Below are 18,478 nucleotides of genomic sequence, written 5' to 3'. Positions count from 1 at the left end.
AGCAATGCTTAAACGATTTGTTAATTCCATCTGGGAAATTTGTCAAAAGGACAAGTTTCAACGCTTTACTCCAGTTGCAGACGCTATTGATACGTTTTGCTACGAGCCCATCCATAAATCTTCATCTCCTCCGTTCATTCGTGATGCTGTAGATGTTAAACGTTGGATGATGCTTGTTGTTATCGCCCTATTTCCAGCAACATTTTTAGCCATATGGAATTCAGGAGTTCAAGCTTTAGTCTATGGGTCGGTAAATCCCCAACTCATGGAATCATTCTTACACATCTCTGGATTTCGTAGTTATCTCTCATTCATCTTCCACGATATCGGCTTATTTGCCATTATTTGGACAGGATGTAAAATTTTTATTCCTCTACTGATAATTAGCTATTCGGTAGGAGGTGTTTGCGAAGTACTCTTCGCTGTCGTTAGAAAGCATAAAATTGCTGAGGGATTACTCGTCACAGGGATTCTCTATCCCCTAACATTGCCACCAACAATTCCTTATTGGATGGCTGCTTTAGGAATTGCTTTTGGTGTTGTCGTTAGCAAGGAATTGTTTGGTGGAACAGGAATGAATATCCTCAATCCTGCTCTCTCAGGAAGAGCTTTCCTGTTTTTCACATTTCCAGCAAAGATGAGTGGAGATGTTTGGGTAGGGAGTAACCCAACAAAAATTAAAGAAAGCCTTCTTGCTATGAATTCTACAGCAGGGAAATCGATTATTGATGGCTTCTCTCAATCTACCTGCCTGCAAACATTGAACTCTACACCTCCCGCCGTAAAAAAAGTCCACGTAGATGCTATAGCTTCTAACATATTGCATATGACGCATGTTCCTACAGAAAGTGTGATACACTCACAATTTTCTATCTGGACAGAGTCTCATCCTGGATTGGTGTTAGATAAACTCACTTTAGAACAATTACAAAATTTTGTGACCTCTCCTCTTAGTGAAGGGGGACTGGGTTTATTGCCAACACAGTTCGATTCAGCTTATTCAATTACTGATGTTATCTACGGTATAGGGAAGTTCTCTTCGGGAAATTTATTCTGGGGAAATATTATTGGTTCCTTAGGAGAGACATCAACATTTGCTTGTTTACTCGGTGCTATATTCCTGATTGTTACAGGCATTGCCTCTTGGAGAACAATGGTATCCTTCGGTATAGGAGCCTTCATCACCGCTTGGTTATTTAAAATTTTTAGCATTCTTATTGTTGGAAAACATGGAGCTTGGGCTCCTGCAAAATTCTTTATTCCAGCCTACCGGCAGTTATTCCTTGGAGGTTTAGCCTTCGGTCTTGTATTCATGGCTACAGACCCTGTATCATCCCCAACCATGAAATTAGCAAAATGGATTTACGGATTATTTATTGGTTGTATGACAATTGTTATCCGATTAATAAATCCAGCATATCCCGAAGGAGTTATGCTTGCCATCCTTCTTGGAAATGTATTTGCTCCTCTTCTTGATTACTTTGCTATAAGAAAGTATAGACGAAGGAGAATATAAAACTATGTCTTCAGAGAAATCTAAATCCCATCTGAATCAAACATGGTATGTTGTACTTTTCATTTTTGCTTTAAGTTTATTCTCTAGCGTTTTCCTTTCTACTGTGTACTATATCTTAGCCCCTTTCCAAGAAAGAGCAGCTATTTTTGATCGCAATCAGCAAATGCTAACGGCAGCACATGTTTTAGATTTTTCCGGAAAATTTCAAATCTATGAGAAAGATTCTTGGCAACCCGCTATATATGACAAAACCTCCCACCTACTTAAAGTTGCAGATAAACGTGCGCCTGTTGTCACGAGCTCGGTTTTAGATTCGTACGCACAAGGATTTGTTCATCCCCTACTTGCGGATAAACGTGGTCAAATGTTTTCCTTCGAAGAAAAAAACATCAATGTTACAGAATTTATTGAAAAACATCAAAATGGCCATTTTTATCAACAGCCCTTATTACTATTCTACGTAATCTTAGCAAATACTGAACAAGCTAGAATGATGAGCGCTGCTGAGGTTATTAAAAATCCCTCAGTAGTTCGCGCTATTATTATTCCTATTTCAGGATTTGGTTTGTGGGGACCTATTTACGGTTATCTGGCTGTAGAAAATAACGGGGATACCGTTTTAGGAACCGCATGGTATCAACAAGCTGAAACTCCAGGATTAGGAGCTAATATTGCCAATCCCCTTTGGCAAAAGCAATTCTATGGGAAGAAAATCTTCTTACAAGCAGCATCAGAAAATACAGATTTCGCTACAACACCTCTAGGTCTTGAGGTAATTAAAGGATCAGTACAATCAGCATTTGGAACATCTCCAAAAGCACTATCATCAATCGATGGTATTTCTGGAGCAACATTAACGTGTAATGGTGTTACTGAGGCTTATGCACAATCTTTAGCTCCCTATCGTAGTTTGTTGATGTCTTTCGCTAAGCTTAATAACCAGAGAGATCACAATGGCAGCAAATAAATCATACAAGAGTTATTTCCTTGATCCTCTTTGGGACAATAACCAACCTCTAATTGCTATTTTAGGGATTTGTTCTGCACTTGCTGTAACAACAACAGTAAGCACAGCCATTACTATGGGCCTTGCTGTAAGCTTTGTCACAGGATGTTCCTCGTTTTTTGTATCCTTATTACGAAAAGCCACTCCTGACAGCGTGCGTATGATTACTCAGCTAATTATCATTAGCTTATTCGTGATTGTTATTGATCAGTTTTTAAAAGCCTTTTTCTTTAATATCTCAAAAACACTGTCCGTTTTCGTTGGATTGATTATCACGAACTGTATTGTTATGGGAAGAGCTGAAAGTCTAGCAAGAAATGTACCCCCTATTCCAGCATTTTTAGATGGTTTCGCATCGGGATTAGGCTATGGATGGGTATTAGTTTCTGTGAGTATAATAAGAGAATTTTTCGGCTTCGGTACTATTCTTGGATTACAACTTATCCCAAAATGTTTTTATGCTTCTGAAGCTCATCCTGACGGCTATGAAAACTTTGGTTTAATGGTTTTAGCTCCCTCAGCATTTTTCCTTTTAGGCATTATGATTTGGGGGGTGAATATTCTTAGATCTAAGAAGGGAAAGAGGTAGCTTTATGTGGTTAGGCGAATATACATGGCTAAATGTCTTTGGCATCTTTTTACAAGCAACCTTCATCCAAAATATCCTTCTATCGAATTTTCTTGGGATGTGTAGCTATCTTGCTTGTTCAGCACGAGTTTCTACTGCTAACGGCTTAGGAATGTCTGTAGCATTAGTGCTGACAGTTACCGGAAGCATTAACTGGGTGGTACATAAATTTATTACAGGGCCTAAAGCTCTGACTTGGATATCTCCTTCATTAGCGAACGTAAATCTAAATTTCCTTGAGCTAATTATCTTCATTGTAGTTATTGCGGCCTTTACACAGATTTTGGAATTACTTTTAGAAAAGGTATCCAGAAATCTCTATCTCTCCTTAGGGATCTTTTTACCATTAATTGCTGTAAACTGTGCAATTTTAGGAGGAGTGCTCTTTGGAATCACACGCAACTACCCATTTATCCCTATGATGATATTCTCTTTAGGTGCTGGATGTGGTTGGTGGTTAGCCATTGTCTTATTCGCAACTATTAAAGAAAAACTAGCCTATTCTGATATTCCTAAAAACCTCCAGGGAATGGGAATCTCTTTCATTACTACGGGACTTATAGCTATGGCCTTTATGAGTCTTACAGGCATTGATATCTCTAAGCCATCAGCAACAACGTCAACATCGGACATCCTAGAAACATCCAATGTTTCTTCTATAGCAACAAAAGATCTGAAACCTGTGAAAAAAGTACGAACAGCACAACAACAACGTGCGGCTAAATCAAAAGCAACGAATATAAAAAAGGGAAAATCGCAGTAGATCAACTATTAAAGGAGATCTCAATAGTATCTTTAGCAATTTCTGGAAACTGACAGAATACGTGTTTTACCAGAAACATTGCTATACATACAAGAGTACAGCAAGCAAAGAAAATTGCTGTGTACAATGCTGCGGGAGTAATTGTTGGCGATTGAATGGTGAATACTATCATGATGAGTATTGCTAAGGCGGTCATAAGCGCTGATAATACTCTACGAAAAGTACGCAATCCTTCGGGTTCACCTAAAGGCCCCTCATGCAGTCGATATAATAGAGTTGCTGTATTCGGATTCTCTGGAGAAGGTCGTTGAAATCTTTGGATGTTAATCATCATAAGTCATAATTCCTTTATCTATTCCTGTATGGTCTCCCCACTACTAAGGAGGTTTTTTTCATAACGACGAAGAAGATGATATTTCGCACAAGAACAAATCAGGGCCACCAAAGTCATACAGGCACTCATAATCCATATCATTAATTGTGTTGCTATCAGGGAAGTGCCAAAAAGCCCATAACAAGCGAGACCTATCACAGCTAAAGCTAGCACTACTGTAATGGTGGTTAATACCCTAAGCTGATTTGAAAGTCTCAACTGAACGCTCTTTATCTCTATAGGAGTAGAGATACTGCCAACTATTAATGAGGACATGATAAAATATATGTTTAAACTCTTTTAGGGAAAAATTTTACTCCTTCAGAAAATAAAAAAAAACTCTTATCAAAGCTCAAAAAAATATAACTAATACAAGACTTTTTTTGAAATATTAACCTGACTAATCTTTAAGAATAAGATTTTCTGTATTCAATTTTTGATTGAGTTTAACAACCACAAACCACCCAGATTCCTCAGGAGAATTATTAAGAAGCTCTATATTCTCTTTTAGATTCTCATTAACTTCTATAATTTCTCCTGAAACAGGGCTTAAAACTTCAATAGCGGATTTTGAAGACTCCAATATAACTAGAATCTCACCTTCATTACAAAAACTACCTAGTGCAGGTAAATCAATATGAAGAATTTGGCCCAAGTTTTCTCCCATTCTAGCTGTCAATCCCAAACGGACAACATCATTATGAATCGGTAGAATCCACACATGATAATCAGAATCCCACATTATCTGACTCCTTCATCAATAAAATGTTCTATATAATTCCCAAGAATTTCTTCATTTAAATGACCCTTAGCAAGGAATAGCTTCTCTACACTAGCGGGATCAACACATGTTTGATGTGATAAACATTTATAGAAAAATGGGCCTTCTTCGGGATTAAATTCAATATTTGATAATGTCCCCTCTTCCATAGAAGCTAAAACAGGATAAGATTGAGGAATATTTTGATCTCCACGAGCAAATGTTTTTATAGACTTTTCAAGATTCCAAGATAGAGTTCCTGATTGATACGTTCCGTCTTTATATTCTTCTATCAAAGACCATAGCCGCTTTTGCCAGAGATTTTTGCCCTCTTCCTCTTGATATCGAGATTTCAAAGCGGAAATCACCTTATCGATCTGTGAGGAGTTTTTATGTGAAGAAATTAAGGTTTTAGCTAGATCCTTACGCAACACTTCGCGATAAGGAATTACTTCTTCACCTTCAAAACACGTATCTACGATAAATGTATAGTAATGTTCACCATCCTGACTGTAGGCTTCTAAAATCTCATTATCTAATAATAATGTAGCTAGCTCATTTCCATCCAAAATTCCTTCTAAGATACTATCTTTTCCACAAGAGAGGAAAACTTCATGACTCTCGTGCTTACACTGAGCTAGGCCTTCCAGAATTCTTTTGGGATGCGCTCTTAAAATCTCTTTTCTGGTGAAGGAATATATCTTTTCCACAAGGGAGGGTTTAAGAGTTTGGAAATCCTTACTCGAATTGCATGTTTCAATTTTAGGAAACTGTTGAAGTAGAATTTGGAAATTCTCAGGATTTTGTTGCCACTGGTGTACCTCCACCATAGGCACTTTCGTTTCCAGATCTTGAAGTCTTATACTCTTATAGGAAACTAAAAATCTTCGACCCACTAATTTCGGTTCTTTGGCCTTTATAGTTTTAACAGGCAAAGCAAAACGTGGAACATCAAGACAATCCTTAACTGGAACGCCTACGAGATTGATATAAGTTTCAAAAGCTTCTAGATCTTCTTTATTCTTAAATTGGTATTCACGAGGCAGCTTAACCATTTCTACAGATGTAGAATCTTTACCCATAGAGAAAAATTCTTGCAGAGGACGATAATCAAAAGTTACACTACCCTCTAATTGTAAAAAGGCTCTCTTACACAAAAGTATCTCACGATACATTTTAAAAAATTCTGATTCATTCATTCCAAGGAAATCAAAATAAGAAGCCACAAATTGGTCAAAATTTAAAGTAAGACCAGCATGTTTACTTAATTTAGTAAATGCATGTTGGGCCTTATCTTCAAAATCTTGTCGAGCTTCTTTTAAAGAAGGCATAGCAATATTTTTTTTCTGCTCATTGACAAAGCGAAGTAAAGCTTCAACAGCAGCGGAAACATATGCATCTCCAAACCAATCGGCAATATTCTTATAACCAAATAAGCGTAGATCCTTCCCCTGAGCCAGGGCAGCATCTTGAGGAAGATTAAACATCTGTCTACGATATTCAAGCATCTGTTTAAGAATATAATGGGGAAATTTTTTCTCTTCTAAAAAAAGTTGAACTCTAGCGACAAACCCTTCAGGAGATACAGGATTATCTATTTCCTGTAAGGTCGTCAAAGCTTGATATAAGCGAGGAGCTGAAGACTTCCAAACTTCTTCAGAAGAAATGAAAGGAGTATCAAATCTTCGATAAGCTTGATAACGCTTCTCTTTACTGAAAGCTGGATAATCTTGAGAGTAGATTTTTAAAAAGAGCTTTTCCCCAATTTTATTTGTTAAAAAGCGCTCTGTAAGTAATCCTTCATTTAAAAAATTCCATTCCTGAGGATTTCCTGTGAAGGGGTAAGCCTCATTTATAAAAAATCTCTTAATAGCTAAAAACTCTCTCTCGGAATATTTTTTCCCAGATATGGAAAATACAACTTTCCTAGAACCATTACGTGCAGATTCTCCTGGATAGCGTCCCCAGCCTATACCTATTCCAGATACGCATACACCGACAATAACTAAACCAATGAATTTTTTCTGATGCTTATAAAAGAACGCTAGCAAAGCCACCCTCTTGGAATAAACAGTAAAAAACTTAGTGTAAACTATTGATCGGAAAAAACCAAGAAGGATCCCCTGAGAAACAGAAAAGAAAGAACCTCTCTCTTTTCCTTATAGAATTTTATTCAAAGCTTAAGCAGGCATAAAATTAATTTGTAAATGACCAATGAGATTGTGAACAGGATTAAAATACCAATCAAAAATCTCAGAATTATCTACAGGTTGGGATAAGCTTAAATCTTTTTTAAAGACAATGCTGGCTTTTTGAGCAATTTCTGGAGAATCAATTACAACAATACTTTCATAGTCAAAAAGATCACTTTTCTTACCAAAGTTGTAGCTACCTATTACAAAGAAACGCCCGTCCACAATCATACATTTTTTATGTAGCTGCGTATCCGGAACAAAATATTCACTCACAGACAGAGAACTACTAGGTTGTTTTCTAGAAAATATGAATTTTTTCCATATTGAGGGACGTTCGCCATAAGATAAAAAGAAATAGTTCATACGATTACCCCAAGCATATACTCCTGTAAGACTAGGACTATTTTCTGTACATCCATTAGTAATGATTTCCGATCGGACACCACGATCGAAACATGCAGATTTTAAACTCTCAATAATTTCATCTTTGGGAATAAAATACATATTCGCAATCTTGATAGATTTCTCTGACCTATTTATTAAATCCACATATTCCTGGGTGATTGCATTTTTACTTTCATCAGGACCAGAAAAAATCACACGAATATTTTTAAGATCTGTCGTTACAAGATCAGGACTTCCTTCAATGGCATTGCAATATGCAGATTCTGCTTCTTCAACAGTTAATTCTGGATAAGAGAGTATCCGAAAATCATCGAGATTTTTATTAAACCAGGGTTTTTTTGCATAAGCGCTCCAGAGACCATAATGCGCGTGAAATTCCTTTCTTAACTCTGTCCCGAGTTGCACAGAGCTAATAGAGATATCCTGATCACGAAAAGCTCTAGGTCTTTGAGTTCCTGCTATAATTAAACGTGAAGACTCGATAGGTTCAGGAACTGCATCCCCCTTAGTACACATAAAATCTTCAAAATTTGTTCCCCCAATAAAAATGTACTTCCCATCCACGATAGAAATCTTAACATGACTTTCTATAATATTGGGCGCAAGAATACTCGACCCTGGAGGGCATCCAGTAAATAAATAAAAAAATCTATCGGGCCACTTCAATCTTGCATTTTCAAGGATTTGCTTATCCTTACTATCAATCAACGTAGGCTGAATAAGTATATAAGCACACAGACGAGGAGCTTCAGACATACGCGTATCTACATGCTCAACGATCTCCTTTAGTATGTTTCCACCAGCCATGCAGGGACACAATTCAACATAGTGCTCGGCAACATCTATTGCTGATAAAAGCTTTTCGTAAACCTCAATACTATTATCATGAACAATAACACCCACATGCTCCTTAGAGTCAGGAAAATGCACCGTAAAGGCAAAAGTATCTTTTGTTATAAATGAACAAAAGAGTGCAATAACTAAACCCCATCGCATTTTATTCATAGATGGCCACTTGAAAATCTTTGAATTAACCCTTCTTTTATTTCTTTTCTTGCCTCTGAAAGATCCGAAGAAGGCGCTGACAGACCTAGAGGGAAAAATGCCCGTTTTTCAATTGCAGGGACTATAACATCAATAACCTCAGGCAAAAGAAACTTTCGGTAAAACTCTAATGAACTCCCAGATAAGAATATGGATCCTTGATGTAAGAATCCCTGTTTTACGGTACGCTGAGCAGCACCCCCTACTTTCTTATCTCCCATTAAAACATCATATTTTGAAGCTTTAGCCATACAAAAATTAGATGTCTGAGGATGATGCGTATCCTCGTCAAAAGAGAGCGTGCCCTTGATACGGAAAACCTTATTCAAAACCTGTAACACCACCTGATTAACAGTATAATAATTCTCCAACACAGTTGGTGCATACATAGGATGTTCCGATGACATTAATAACGAAAATGCGTAGTCTCCGTGATGAAAAACAAAGCCTCCTCCCGTAGGTCGGATAGCCGCGTCCATGCCGAGGTCGGCCCTATTATCAATTAAAAATTTTTCTGGACGCATAAAATAGCCGTAAGTGAGAGGATATTGGCTCCCCCACTCATAGAGATGGAGAATCGCTTCTCCTCTTTTGAGGTGTTCTAGCAAATACTTATCTCTGGCCATATGGGCCTCAGAACTTCCTTTTCCGGAATCTACTATGCGAACAGTCATAATGAAATAGAGAGATGTGTCAGTCGTGAATCATTCGTTAAAAATGTAGAAATAGTATAGCATAGGAGATGGATTCTTTACTATTTTCGTGAAAAAAATTCTTTTGTCTCAGTAATACTTTATCTATTTATCGAAGAGTTGCATCATTATTTTAAATTTCGTATATGCTTAAGGAAAGTTCTACCCGGTCTTTTAGGTTTTTATGTTTGAGAAGTTTACTAACAGAGCAAAACAAGTCATTAAATTGGCTAAAAAAGAAGCTCAGAGGTTAAATCATAACTATCTAGGCACAGAGCACATACTCTTAGGCCTACTCAAACTAGGCCAAGGTGTAGCTGTAAATGTCTTACGCAATTTAGGAGTAGACTTTGACACTGCCAAGCAAGAAGTCGAGAGATTAATCGGTTATGGACCGGAAATTCAGGTTTATGGCGACCCTGCGCTTACCGGTAGAGTAAAAAAATCTTTTGAATCAGCAAATGAAGAAGCTGGAATTTTAGAACATAATTATGTGGGTACTGAACACCTCCTTTTGGGGATTTTAAATCAAGCTGACGGTGTTGCTTTACAAGTTTTAGAAAACTTACATATTGATCCTAGAGAAGTTCGCAAAGAAGTTCTTAAAGAATTAGAAACATTCAATCTTCAACTCCCTCCCGCATCTTCTTCTAATCCTCGAGGCAACTCTTCCTCCTCTTCCAAATCTTCTTCTTTAGGCCATACCCTAGGTGGAGAAAAAAGTGATAAGCTATCAGCATTAAAAGCCTACGGTTACGATTTAACAGAGATGTTTCGTGAATCTAAGCTTGATCCTGTTATTGGCCGTTCTGCGGAAGTTGAACGTTTAATCTTAATCCTTTGCCGTAGAAGAAAAAATAATCCCGTACTTATCGGTGAAGCCGGTGTGGGGAAAACTGCTATTGTTGAAGGATTAGCACAAAAAATCATTTCTAATGAAGTTCCTGATACGTTACGTAAGAAGCGTTTAATTACTTTAGATCTTGCTTTAATGATTGCAGGAACGAAATATCGCGGTCAATTTGAAGAACGTATCAAAGCTGTTATGGATGAAGTCCGCAAACATGGCAACATCCTTTTATTTATCGATGAACTGCATACTATTGTAGGTGCTGGAGCTGCTGAAGGCGCTATTGATGCTTCAAACATTTTAAAACCTGCATTAGCACGTGGAGAAATCCAGTGTATCGGAGCAACAACAATTGATGAATATCGCAAGCATATTGAAAAAGATGCTGCTTTAGAACGTAGATTCCAAAAAATCATTGTCCAACCACCTAGTGTAGACGAGACTATCGAAATCCTACGTGGGCTGAAAAAGAAATACGAAGAGCATCACAACGTTGCTATTACTGAAGAAGCTTTGAAAGCTGCGGCCACATTGTCCGACCAGTATGTTCACGGACGTTTCCTTCCTGATAAAGCTATTGATTTATTAGATGAGGCTGGAGCTCGCGTACGCGTAAATACCATGGATCAACCTACAGAGTTAATGAAACTCGAAGCTGAGATTGAAACTACGAAACTTGCTAAAGAACAAGCTATCGGAACTCAAGAATATGAAAAAGCTGCGGGATTGCGTGACGAGGAGAAAAAGCTTCGAGAACGTCTCTCCAATATGAAACAGGAATGGGAAAATCACAAAGAAGAACATCAGATTCCTGTAGATGAAGAGGCTGTCGCCCAAGTAGTTTCATTACAAACAGGAATTCCTTCTGCAAGACTTACTGAAGCAGAAAGTGAAAAACTACTTAAATTAGAAGATACTTTACGTAAAAAAGTTATTGGCCAGGATCAAGCTGTAGCAAGTATTTGCCGTGCTATTCGTCGTTCAAGAACAGGGATTAAAGATCCTAATCGTCCTACAGGTTCCTTCTTATTCTTAGGTCCCACAGGAGTTGGCAAAACATTACTTGCTCAACAAATGGCTATTGAGATGTTCGGTGGTGAGGATGCCTTAATTCAAGTAGACATGTCTGAATACATGGAAAAATTTGCTGCTACAAAAATGATGGGATCACCTCCAGGATATGTTGGTCATGAGGAGGGTGGTCATCTTACAGAGCAAGTGCGTCGCCGACCTTATTGTGTTGTCCTATTCGATGAGATTGAAAAAGCACATCCTGACATTATGGATTTAATGTTACAGATCTTAGAGCAAGGACGTCTTACAGACTCATTCGGTCGTAAGATTGATTTCCGTCATGCGATTATTATCATGACTTCTAACTTAGGTGCAGACTTAATTAAGAAAAGCGGAGAGATTGGATTTGGATCTCGATCGAATTTCGACTATAAAGTGATTCAAGAAAAAATTGAACATGCTGTGAAGAAACATTTAAAACCGGAATTTATCAACCGTTTAGATGAAAGTGTTATCTTCCGTCCTTTAGAAAAAGATGCCTTATCTGAAATAATCCATTTAGAAATTAGTAAACTGGACTCCCGTTTAAAAAATTACCAAATGGCATTAAGTATTCCAGACTCCGTGATTTCTTTCTTAGTCACGAAAGGACATTCTCCAGAAATGGGTGCACGACCTTTACGTCGTGTTATTGAGCAATATCTTGAAGACCCTCTCGCAGAACTTTTACTTAAAGAATCTTGCCGTCAAGAAGCACGAAAACTTCGCGCTAATCTTTTCGAAGATCGCGTTACTTTTGAACGTGATGAAGAACAAGCTGCTGAAAGTGTTGCTGTAACTATACCAAATGGGGAATCATAGAAACTTCTATGACCCCGCCCCCGAGGCACTTCTCCCCATCATAAAAGGCAATTGTTTGCCCCGGGGTGATTGCCTTAACAGGAGAAGAAAACCGTACTTGTGCTTCACCACTCCCCTTGGAATAAAGAATTTCACATTCTTCATCAGCAGAGCGATAACGTACTTTTGCACTACATTGCGTTATAGATTCTAAAGATACAAACCAATTCAATTCCTTAGCTTTAAGTTCTTTCTGATAGAGTAAAGGGTGATCTTCCCCACGTACTATATATACAATGTTTTTCTCTATATCCTTACCAACAACATAACAAGGTTTTTCTGAGCCACCCAGATCTAACCCACGTCGTTGCCCTATCGTGTAATAGTAGGCGCCTTCGTGTCGGCCCACAATTTTCTGAGAATCATAATCCACAATATCTCCTTCTAAGTTGGGCACGAACTTTTCAAGAAAATTTTTAAATGGACGTTTCCCAATAAAACAGATACCTGTGCTATCTCTTTTCTTAGCGGTAGCTAATCCAGCTTCTTCGGCGATAGCGCGTACTTTTGTTTTTGTCATATCTCCTAAAGGGAAAAGTACATTATCCAGAGATTCTCTTCGTGTCCCACATAAAAAATAACTTTGATCTTTTTGAGAATCTATACCACGAAGTAAATGAACACCATTGCCATCTGAAGATAAGCGACAATAATGACCTGTAGCTAGGAAATCTCCCCCTAATTCGCGGACTTTTCTCTGAAGAAGATCAAACTTTATTTCGCGATTACAAAGAACATCGGGATTAGGTGTATAACCTTTAGAATATTCTGCAAGAAAACGAGAGAAAACTCTTTCACGGTATTCCTTAGCAAAAGATACTGTGTAGTAAGGAATATCTAATTGATTAGCAACTTTTTCCACATCTTCATAATCTTTAGCTGTAGAGCAAAGGCCGTCGCTATCTTCCTCTTCCCAATTTTTCATAAAGAGGCCAAGAACTTTATAAGGGGTAAATCTTTTTAATAAGTAGGCAACTACGGAGGAATCTACGCCTCCAGACATAGCAACAACAACAGTTTTATTCATAAAAAACTAAAAAAGAATTTAAAAAGAATTACTTTATGTTACGTATTGAATAAAATGAATACATTCTTTAAATTTCACCACTATATTTTAAGGAATTCTGTGGTATTAAGTCTTTCTAATTCTATTTCTCCAACTCTTCTATCCCTACCTAGTCAATGTTCCCTTCTTTTCAATGTGGAACGGGATGCTACAATGTTACAAAAAAAAGTTGCTATTTTCATTGAGCAAAGCTCTTTTTCCTACGTTTTAGCTATTATACTTTTGATCGGCACGATGATTGGTGGAGCTGTAGTTATAGCTTGTGGATGTATTTCTTCTAGTCTTCCCGAAATAATCAGTGGTGTGACTTTAATGGTTGCTTCTCTGGTTTGTATTCTTTTACTTATTAGCATGATTTATTTAATCAAATGCCTACCCTCTAAAGTTCAGCAAACCATAACTCTAGTAAAAAACAAAACATCGTCCCTATCTTCTTTCCAGTTACTTCAAACTGCTTATTCAAAATTGATTTATTCAATCATAGAAAAGGAACGGCGCATAGAACAGTTAAAACAAGAAGAACACCGCCTTCTGGTAAGACTACAAACTTGGCAGGAAATATCAAATTCAACTCAAGAAATTTTTTCTTCCCCATAAAGCAATCCCAATTTAATAAACTGAGTCACATTCCCATGACATTAGCACCTATATCTATAGAACAAAAGGTAGTTCTCCTCCTTCCCTGGGACAGTTATCGTGCTCATTTAATACTACGCACTACTGTGTGTTTTGCTATATCGATACTTACGTGTTTAGGAGTGATAGCTTTAATGAGCTACGCTATACTCTATGGCAATTGGCTAATTTTTGGTATCAGCTTAAGCATAATCCTTCTACTCATTTCGGTTGCCCTTATCTTAGATTTACCTGTAAAAAATAAATTTTTTGGCACCTCATTAACTAATGAGATTTCTCAAGACATATCGAATTTAGGAGTAGAATCTATTGAAAAATTCCGCGTAGCGTTTGCAAATATACGGAATTCATTTATTCCGAATATGCGTGACTTATATGATAGACTACAAAATGATTATGACGTGGCCATATCTAGAAAAGAAGCGCAAATTCATGATTTATCTCAAAACCTAGATTCTATGGTAAATGATAAACGTCAGGAATTAGTAATATGCATGGAAAGTAATCCCAACTCTCCTCAAGCTCGTGCACTACAAGAGCAATTAAATCGTTGGGATAAATTTGAACAGAAAGATTCTCCTAAAAGGAGACACTCTTCTTAATAGGGAGTCTTCCCTTTAGAAAGATTCCTTACATTAGGACGGACTCTCCCCCCAGATTCTATAAAAGCTACCAGCCGCATTTGCATTCCTACCAAATGATTAAGAATCGTGTGGCAACTGCTACTTACATCAGTCCAAATACCTATGATTTGTTCTGAGTAGTTCTCAAGTCTATTTTTCCCAGCTTGCATTTGAATAAAGAGTTGCTCAACCTTCTGAATATCCGACTTCATTGCTTGTATATCATTACGATAAGAGGAAAGCACTTTATTCACGTCTTCATTTAAAATGAAATAATCCTCCTCATTCATTATTGGTGGCTTTGCTGACCACATTTTTTCAAGGGCACGTTTACCTGAGGGACTCCATCCGCTACCAAATCTTAACTCATCATCATCTAAATGTTGTTCGTAATCACCTATAAATGTCACAGCATCCCTATCGACTTGTCGTCTACGTCGAGCAGCATCTATCCCTTTAGAAACTAATTCATCAAATCCTCCAGTATCATTCAATAAATCTTCTTGATCACTTGCTGGTACCTGAGGATTATAATCACTACCTTCTTGAGCATTCTTTCTATCGGAAAGGATAGATAATCCCCTTTCCAACTTAGTAGCTCGTTGCTGATGTTCTTTACTTAGGTGCTTATACCTAAACTCCATCTCTGCTAAATGTTCATTTAAGAACTCTAATGTATCTTTCACTTCGTTATAGTGCCTATAAAAGTCCCTGTTATCCAAAGTCATCCTCTGATCAGTTTGCAAGGAGACTTTCAGCATGCTCATAAGAACAGCTTGATCTCTGGTCATATCTTTAAGATCTTTAATATCAATCGTAGATTGAAGATCTTTAAATAATTGTTTTTTATTTGTCTTTGATCGCTTTAGTATTGTTTTTATTGCATAAGACAAACCTAAAACAGCAAGACCGATTCCTATAGCAGCTGCTAAAATCATCGGTAAAGCAAGGATCCCTCCAGGGATGATTGCAGCAATCACGCCTACAGCAGCAATACCTCCGGCCACTAAACCTAGAGTTACTCCCGCATGAACTTTCGACATCGTACTACTTAATTCCTGCATCTTTAAAGAAAAGACCCCACCACCCTTAGATAATCTAGAAGTGATACTGTCTCCCAATTTAATGAGTAATTGATTTTTCTTACCAACACTAGGATAACTGTCATCGCGCTGAGCGTAATCCTCTTCGGAATAAATGGTCTGACGTCCTTTAAGTAAACTAGCACAAATTAAGTAATCGCTAGTGATTTGATCGAAACTCTCTATAAATTCGAGACCCTCTTTTCTACCGATTTGCTTTAGAACACTTTTTTCATGTTTGCCTATTTCCATATTTAAATGAGCAAACCCGTCAACCATACGATCATATCTAGGCCACAATCCTTCTAAAGTTTCATTTTTTGGTTTTATTTCAGGCTTTTCCTGGAGTAAAATCTTCTTACGCTTATGCTCAACAGCGGCCCTCTTCATAGTTTGAGCCAAAGAGTTCACAGAAGTAAATAGCATACTGCCGCCAACTCCAAGTAAGACTCCTCCTAATGCCATAGAAATTGGCAAACCTATGGGTGTTCCCATAATCAAAAATACAGAAGCAACTATAGCTAAGATAGCTAGCACTATCCCTGTAGCTTGAATAGCCTTAGCAATTTTTGGATTGTTATCTAGAAATGACTTTCCGATCTCTACCTGATTTAAAGCAGGACTTTGATATATTGGCTTGGGCTCAGACATAATAAAACAAAAATAAATGAAACACTTTAATTATATAATACTTATTTGATTCAAATTAATTAATTATAAAAACTAATACACTATATTTAAAACAGAATTTACAAAAACAAAAAAAGACAGAAACCACTAAGGTTCTGTCTCTTTCGTATTAGAACTCACATTCTAAGTGGATCTTTAAGGATTAGGTTGAGGACTAGGTGGTGTAGGATTTGGAGGGGTTGTTCCAGAATCCGAAGCGTTCGCAATGATGATGGCTCCAACAATCATGGCTATAACTGTAACAACCATGGTACACACAGAAATACTTGTATGTGTGCGACGTTTAGCAACGCATGAAGAACAAGGCCAATCTGTCTCAGAGGAATCACAACGGTATTGCTTCGCATTAAGATAACTATTTACGTTAGTGTTTCCTGCTGCAGAAGATACACTGTAGAAATCATCTGTAGGTGTATTGTTAGCAATTTGCTCTTGCTGATCTGGAGAACCACGTTTTACATTTTGTGCAGATTCTTGTTGATTCTGTCCATTACGTGCGTCCCTTCGATTATTTGATGCTTTCTGAGCACGAACTTGAGGGTTTACAGAGGCATTGCGTCTAACTTTAACAGCCGCAGCCTTTTCAACATCGTAACGTAGTGTTGAGGTGATTTTCCCATCCCTAGGAATTTTACTTTCTTTTACATGAGCTTCTAGAGCTTCTCTAGAAGATTTTCTCTTAGCAACTCTTTGTTCTCTAGCTAAGTCTTGGATAAGCTTACTTCTTTCTTCATGAGAGACAACTTTCGCATCGGGACGAACAAAAATTGGTAATACTGGGCCTTCTTTAATATCATGAACAACTTGAACTTTTTCTTCGTTCTCCGAAGCGACTTTCACTTCTCCACTGACAACCATAGTTTTCAATAATGATCTAGGAGACTCAGTATTAGGAGCTGCGCGTACTATTGTACCGCCTCTTTTTCTAATTTTGGCTTTTTCTCTAGCTGATAAACGAGGCGTTGTCTTTACAGATTGCTCATTTAGAATAGTATTTTTACCGCAGTCATTAGATTTATTATATCTTTTGGAATACTTCCCACCGCGAGTTAATAGATTGACTCTTCCGTATTGAACAAGTTCTTCACAACAATACTCAATACCCTGCTTGATGTTTTTAGGAAAAGCATGTTGTTGTTCTTGACGGTCTTGATTGAATTTTCCTTTAAATCCGAAGGAGACCTTATTAGATTTTTTATCTACAGCTTTAGCATTTTTTTTAGCTTCTGCAGCTTTTTTTGCTTCTTGTCTCGCACGTCTATTCTCTTGAATCTTTTGGATTCTTCGTTCTTTCTTGCTTTTCTTGCTTTCCAATGCAATTAAAGAATCTTCAGAATATACCGAGCTAACTTCAAAAGGAGCAACTGCAGCACTTGCGTAACCTACAGAGTGGGTAAAAGTTAACAAAACGGAAAGCATTGCAAGTTGCGAAGTACGCTTAGAACTCATCATGCTGCTATAATCTCCTAGATCAGCCTATGAAATCACCATAACAACAATAGGACTTTTTTCACAACTCGGAGTTGCAAATCTTTTATAGAGATTGATAGTTAATGGATTTGCGATTCCCAATTCTTAATATAGGCAAGGAGTTGTTCTTTTTCTGGATAATTTGTTAAGAAACTTCGAGCTTCTAAAGACATTCCAAGATGCACGATTTTATTTATTAAATTTAAATGACTTTTATCTTGCGAAGCAAAAAGGAAAAATAATACGTTCACTGGCTTACCATCAAGAGCACCAAAATCAATGCTTGTTGATAAAAACATAGGAACAACGACATCGTAGTAGGCATTAATTAAAAAATCTTTAGCGTGAGGAAGAGCAATTCCTTCTCCAATACCTGTAGACATTAGATTTTCACGATGCGTAAGCATCTCGAAAAGCACACTAGCGTCCAAGTTAAATTTCTCTGCTATGTAGGAAGAGGCATATTGGAGGGCTTCAGCTTTATTTTTTACAGATACATCGCGAATAATTCCTCCACGATAAATTGCTTTATATAAGCTATACTTTAGAGAAAGATCCCGAAACTCTTCTTCTTGTTTTTCATCTTTTTCTAATCCTACTAGAGCTTGATTATGTAGGATCCAATCCTCTATTTCTTCTCGATTGAATCTATGTTCATTATTCATGCTATAACTAGGGATAGCGCCTTGATCCAACCATCGGCGGACAGTATTTTCAGAAACATCTAATAAAGAAGCTAATTCTTCTAATTTTAAATCCATAACC

General features: G+C 37.4%; 17 protein-coding genes. 7 read left to right on the top strand and 10 right to left on the bottom strand.

The window, feature by feature from the left end:
* Positions 1-4: 4 nt before the first annotated feature.
* Genes C10C_RS01865 through nqrE form a run of 4 tightly spaced genes read left to right on the top strand, consistent with a single transcriptional unit; the run spans position 5 to position 3,913 of the window.
* Positions 5-1,516: a Na(+)-transporting NADH-quinone reductase subunit B gene (locus C10C_RS01865; RefSeq protein WP_117274164.1), complete on the top strand. Its 1,512-nt coding sequence runs from the start codon at positions 5-7 to the stop codon at positions 1,514-1,516.
* Positions 1,517-1,520: 4 nt separating this feature from the next.
* Positions 1,521-2,483 carry a Na(+)-translocating NADH-quinone reductase subunit C gene (locus C10C_RS01860; RefSeq protein WP_117274163.1) on the top strand — a complete coding sequence of 321 codons (963 nt, stop codon included), beginning with the start codon at positions 1,521-1,523 and terminating at the stop codon, positions 2,481-2,483.
* Entirely contained in the window at positions 2,470-3,111 is a 642-nt protein-coding gene (nqrD, locus tag C10C_RS01855; RefSeq protein ID WP_117274162.1) for an NADH:ubiquinone reductase (Na(+)-transporting) subunit D, read from the top strand. The genes C10C_RS01860 and nqrD overlap by 14 nt, the downstream gene beginning before the upstream one ends.
* Positions 3,112-3,115: 4 nt before the next feature.
* Positions 3,116-3,913 (top strand): NADH:ubiquinone reductase (Na(+)-transporting) subunit E, encoded by a 798-nt coding sequence (gene nqrE / locus C10C_RS01850; RefSeq protein ID WP_117274161.1) that lies wholly within the window; start codon positions 3,116-3,118, stop codon positions 3,911-3,913.
* A 1-nt stretch (position 3,914) separates the two neighbouring features.
* Here the strand turns inward: nqrE and C10C_RS01845 are convergent, their stop codons facing one another.
* The 6 genes from C10C_RS01845 to C10C_RS01820 form a co-directional block, all read right to left on the bottom strand.
* A complete protein-coding gene (locus C10C_RS01845; RefSeq protein WP_117274160.1) occupies positions 3,915-4,247 on the bottom strand; it encodes a hypothetical protein in 333 nt (110 codons plus the stop codon).
* Between the two features lie 18 nt (positions 4,248-4,265).
* Positions 4,266-4,562 carry a hypothetical protein gene (locus tag C10C_RS01840; RefSeq protein ID WP_117274159.1) on the bottom strand — a complete coding sequence of 99 codons (297 nt, stop codon included), beginning with the start codon at positions 4,560-4,562 and terminating at the stop codon, positions 4,266-4,268.
* 124 nt (positions 4,563-4,686) lie between these two features.
* Complete coding sequence (locus C10C_RS01835) at positions 4,687-5,028, bottom strand: glycine cleavage protein H-like protein (RefSeq protein WP_117274158.1); 342 nt, start codon at positions 5,026-5,028, stop codon at positions 4,687-4,689.
* Entirely contained in the window at positions 5,028-7,097 is a 2,070-nt protein-coding gene (locus C10C_RS01830) for a hypothetical protein (protein ID WP_174222225.1), read from the bottom strand. Before C10C_RS01830 ends, C10C_RS01835 begins: the two co-directional genes overlap by 1 nt.
* A 129-nt stretch (positions 7,098-7,226) precedes the next feature.
* The gene (locus C10C_RS01825) at positions 7,227-8,651 is read right to left on the bottom strand and encodes a phospholipase D-like domain-containing protein (RefSeq protein WP_117274156.1); all 1,425 of its coding nucleotides are present in this window, start codon (positions 8,649-8,651) and stop codon (positions 7,227-7,229) included.
* On the bottom strand, positions 8,648-9,364 hold the full coding sequence (locus C10C_RS01820) for a lipoyl protein ligase domain-containing protein (RefSeq protein WP_117274155.1): 717 nt from the start codon (positions 9,362-9,364) through the stop codon (positions 8,648-8,650). The genes C10C_RS01825 and C10C_RS01820 overlap by 4 nt, the downstream gene beginning before the upstream one ends.
* 202 nt (positions 9,365-9,566) lie before the next feature.
* On the opposite strand from C10C_RS01820, the gene C10C_RS01815 reads away from it, so the two are divergent.
* A complete protein-coding gene (locus C10C_RS01815) occupies positions 9,567-12,107 on the top strand; it encodes an ATP-dependent Clp protease ATP-binding subunit (RefSeq protein WP_117274154.1) in 2,541 nt (846 codons plus the stop codon).
* On the opposite strand, the gene mnmA is transcribed toward C10C_RS01815, so the two are convergent.
* Entirely contained in the window at positions 12,085-13,173 is a 1,089-nt protein-coding gene (gene mnmA, locus C10C_RS01810; RefSeq protein WP_117274153.1) for a tRNA 2-thiouridine(34) synthase MnmA, read from the bottom strand. The two genes, C10C_RS01815 and mnmA, sit on opposite strands and share 23 nt — an antisense overlap.
* Before the next feature lie 99 nt (positions 13,174-13,272).
* Here mnmA and C10C_RS01805 point away from each other — a divergent pair, with 99 nt between their 5' ends.
* Together C10C_RS01805 and C10C_RS01800 are read left to right on the top strand one after the other, a co-directional pair.
* On the top strand, positions 13,273-13,809 hold the full coding sequence (locus C10C_RS01805; protein WP_174222224.1) for a hypothetical protein: 537 nt from the start codon (positions 13,273-13,275) through the stop codon (positions 13,807-13,809).
* Positions 13,810-13,844: 35 nt separating this feature from the next.
* Positions 13,845-14,450, top strand: coding sequence for a hypothetical protein (locus tag C10C_RS01800; RefSeq protein ID WP_117274151.1), 606 nt, complete (start codon positions 13,845-13,847; stop codon positions 14,448-14,450).
* Here the strand turns inward: C10C_RS01800 and C10C_RS01795 are convergent.
* The 3 genes from C10C_RS01795 to C10C_RS01785 form a co-directional block, all read right to left on the bottom strand.
* Entirely contained in the window at positions 14,447-16,204 is a 1,758-nt protein-coding gene (locus tag C10C_RS01795; protein ID WP_117274150.1) for a stage II sporulation protein M, read from the bottom strand. The genes C10C_RS01800 and C10C_RS01795 overlap by 4 nt on opposite strands.
* Before the next feature lie 174 nt (positions 16,205-16,378).
* Entirely contained in the window at positions 16,379-17,695 is a 1,317-nt protein-coding gene (locus C10C_RS01790; protein WP_117274149.1) for a hypothetical protein, read from the bottom strand.
* A 98-nt stretch (positions 17,696-17,793) separates the two neighbouring features.
* Complete coding sequence (locus C10C_RS01785) at positions 17,794-18,474, bottom strand: PTS sugar transporter subunit IIA (protein ID WP_117274148.1); 681 nt, start codon at positions 18,472-18,474, stop codon at positions 17,794-17,796.
* Positions 18,475-18,478 lie beyond the last annotated feature (4 nt).

The organism is Chlamydia poikilotherma, from assembly GCF_900239975.1.
Lineage (GTDB): Bacteria > Chlamydiota > Chlamydiia > Chlamydiales > Chlamydiaceae > Chlamydia > Chlamydia poikilotherma.
The sequence above is the reverse complement of the archived record's forward strand: the minus strand, read 5'-3'. Positions and strand labels throughout refer to the sequence as shown.